We start from the raw sequence: 3,532 nt of genomic DNA, 5'->3' as shown, positions 1-3,532 counted from the left end.
CCCATGAACACCCAGCCTCAGAAGCTTCTGATGAACATGAGGGGCATGATATGGCTAAAGAAGGAGCAAGTGAAAGTGAAGGGAAGCCTAAAAGCCCTCATACCAGTGCCATGGCCATGATAAATGACGCTCACGTGCATATCGATTACTCCTCTCCACGTGTTAGAGGCCGGGTTATTTTTGGTGGACTGGTAGCCTACGATGAAGTGTGGGTTTCAGGGGCACATAGAGCTACCTGGCTGGACACCAACAAAGAACTGCTCATTAATAGACAGGTACTCCCAAAAGGCAAATATGGCTTTTTCACCATTCCTGGAAAAGAAGAATGGACGGTCATACTCAACAAAAACTGGGATCAGCATGGTGCTGACGAGTACTCAGCTGATGAGGATGTAATGAGATTTTCTGTGACGCCAGAAGAGCTGTCCGAAGTAAAAGAAGAGCTGACTTACACCGTAGCAAAAGATGATGATGGAGGACAGATCTCGCTGGAATGGGAAAAGGTACGGATTAGCTTTGACTTTAAAGTCAACGAATAAATGACCAAAAATGAATCTGAGAATCACATATCTGCTCATTCTGGTATCGTTCACTTTGGTGGTACGTGGGCAGAGTGTGTTTTCTGAGGGTTCGTGGTATAAGCTGGGCGTTACGCAGGGTGGTATTTATAAGTTAGATCGTGACCTTATTACCAATGTATTAGGTATTAATGTCTCTAGCCTGGATGCTAACACCATTAAAGTGTACGGGTTTAACGGTGGCATGCTCCCGCAGGAAAACAGTGCTGCCTGGTACAGGGATCCCCCGGAAATACCGCTATTGAGGAAGGGTACGCAAGATGGTAGACTCGATAACGAAGATTACCTTTTGTTTTTTGCTCAAGGCCCTGATAAGACAAAGATAAAAACGGACGGGTCGCTTAGCTATGAGAAAAACCTCTATTCAGATACTTCCTATTATTTTCTAACATTCGGTGGGGATGCCGGATTGCAACTGGAAGATTTGGCATCACAAGGTGAAGGCATTCTTACTATTAATACTTTTGATGACTACCTCACTTACGAAAAAGATGAAACCAATATCCTGGGCTCGGGAAGGGAGTGGTTTGGTGAGCGCTTCGGAGGATCCAGTGGAGTTTCCAGACAGGATTTCAACTATGAGATCCCGGGTATTTTGGATTCGGTAGGAGTTTTTACCCGCCTGATTGGTCAGTCAGAATCTCCTGGTTCTTTCGAATTGCTACTTAATCAAAATACACTTGGAACTGTAGCGATTGATTCCATTCCATCGGTTACCAGCTACAGCGATTTTTCCAGGGTGAGGTATACTTTTCGCGGTACGGAAAGCTATGGTGTGTTTTCAAGAAACAATTTTTCTTCCAATGACTTGAGACTTACCTTCAGATTTGATGCAGGAGCCAGCTCTTCTGGCAGAGCTTATATTGACTACTTCATATTAGGTTTCAAAAGGAACTTGCAGCTCTATGGTAACCAAACACAATTTAGAAGCACCCTGTCTGTAGGTAATGCCATTAGTTATCAGATCCAGAATGCCGATCCTGATGATATAAACCTATGGGATATCACTGATCCGGTATCCCCAAAAATACAGCAGTTTGTAAAAGCTGGTAACGGCATCCGCTTCGGGTCTGCACAAGACACTCTGCTGAATGAGTACATCATATTCCAGGGAAGTGATTTCCCCAATCCATCTTTTTTTGGCGAAGTGACCAATCAGAATATTAAAGGACAAACCAGTATAGATGGTTTGATCATTTCCGCACCTGTCTTTCTCAATGCTGCTGAACGACTGGCCGATTTCCATCAAAGTAATGATGGATTGTCTGTGGCAGTAGTTACTACCAATCAGGTTTACAATGAATTTTCAAGCGGCAGACAAGATATTTCGGCCATTCGAAATTTCATCAGATATGTTTGGCAGAACGGTGGTCGACTGAAGTACGTGCTTTTGATGGGTGATGCCTCGTATGATTATAAAAACAGGTTGAACAACAATACCAATTTTGTGCCAGTATACGAGTCCAGGCAATCATTCCACCGACTTTACAGCCATTCCTCTGACGATTATTTTGGGTTTTTGGAGGATGAAGAAGGCTATTGGGACGAAGGCGTGCTGGAGCTTTACAACGGCACTCGTTTCCCGATAGGTTATACCGATCACACCCTTGATGTGGGTATTGGCAGACTGCCTGTAAAAAACCTGGAAGAAGCAGACGATGTAGTAAATAAAATCATCAGGTATGCCACCAGTGTAAATGCGCTGGGCAAGTGGAGGTCTGAGGCGGTGTATATGGCTGATGATGGCGATGGTGCGGTACACATGAGACAGTCAGAGACAGTCAACAAAATTGTGAGAGAGGGATATGCCGAGGTAAATGTGGATCGACTCTATCTTGACAATTTCAAAACTGTGGAATCCATGCAGGATGCTTTCTTGGATAAAATGACTGAGGGCGCACTGATTCTGGACTTTCTAGGACATGGTAGCCCTTCTGCACTTATGCAGCGTAATGAAGAGAATAGGTTAAAAACAGTCATTACCATACCACTATTGGAAGAACTAAAAAACAGACATAGACTACCTTTGTTTATGACCGCCACTTGCAACTTTGGTCAGTATGACAATCCCATCTTTGTATCTGGTGGGGAAAACATGATGCTTAACCCGAATGGTGGTGCTATTGCCTTGCTCACAACTACACGTGCCGTTTTCTCTTCCACTAATCTACCGTTAAACGAAGCATTTCAGGAGGCAGTGCTATCTAAGCAAAATGGGCGCTATCCTCGGCTTGGAGACGTGATCAGGCAAACGAAGAATAATAGTCTGGCAGGCCCTATCAATCGTAATTTTGCCTTAATGGGTGATCCCATGCTGATGCTAAATTATCCCGGGTATGAAATAGTATTTGACGAGCTGGAAAGTGAAACGGATACCCTAAGTGCATTAGAGAAGGTGACGATCTCGGGTAAGGTGTTTGACAATTCGACAGAGGCAACCTATTTTAATGGATCCGCCATTGTAACCGTATTGGATATTCCGCGAGAGCGCTATACTTTGGGGTTAGACAACAGCCCCTTCGAATACCAAGAACAAGAAAACGCTCTGTTTCGAGGAGCAGTCTCGGTGACAAACGGTGCATTTGAGGCTACCTTTATTATGCCGAAAAACTCCTCATACAGATATCAAAACGGAACAATTACGGCTTACGCTTTCAGCGAACAAGACAACATCGATGCATCTGGCGCTTCGAGAAATTTTGTATTGGGTGGTACTGACCGTGATGCGGTACAGGATACCAAATCCCCCTCTGCACAACTCTACCTAAACGAACCTACTTTTAAAAACGGTGACCTAGTAGGATCGAACAGCCTCTTTATTGCTAAACTATCCGATGAAAGTGGGATCAGTATAAGCACCAATGGGTTTAGTCAAAGTCTAAAATTGGTACTTAATGATAAAGAACCCATCATACTCAATGATTTTTATACCGCAGACCTGGATGATTACACCA

2 protein-coding genes are annotated in these 3,532 nt (G+C 43.9%); both read left to right on the top strand.

Features of this window, described 5'->3' with window-relative positions:
* The coding region (locus tag RLN88_RS03965) for a DUF2911 domain-containing protein (protein ID WP_350220085.1) at window positions 1-539 on the top strand (539 nt) is incomplete at its 5' end.
* A 10-nt stretch (window positions 540-549) separates the two neighbouring features.
* Window positions 550-3,532 (top strand): type IX secretion system sortase PorU (porU, locus tag RLN88_RS03960; protein WP_350220084.1); only part of this gene is annotated, 2,983 nt, incomplete at its 3' end.

This window comes from Ekhidna sp. (assembly GCF_040223195.1).
In the GTDB taxonomy this organism is placed as follows: Bacteria; Bacteroidota; Bacteroidia; order Cytophagales; family Cyclobacteriaceae; genus Ekhidna.
The sequence above is the reverse complement of the archived record's forward strand: the minus strand, read 5'-3'. Positions and strand labels throughout refer to the sequence as shown.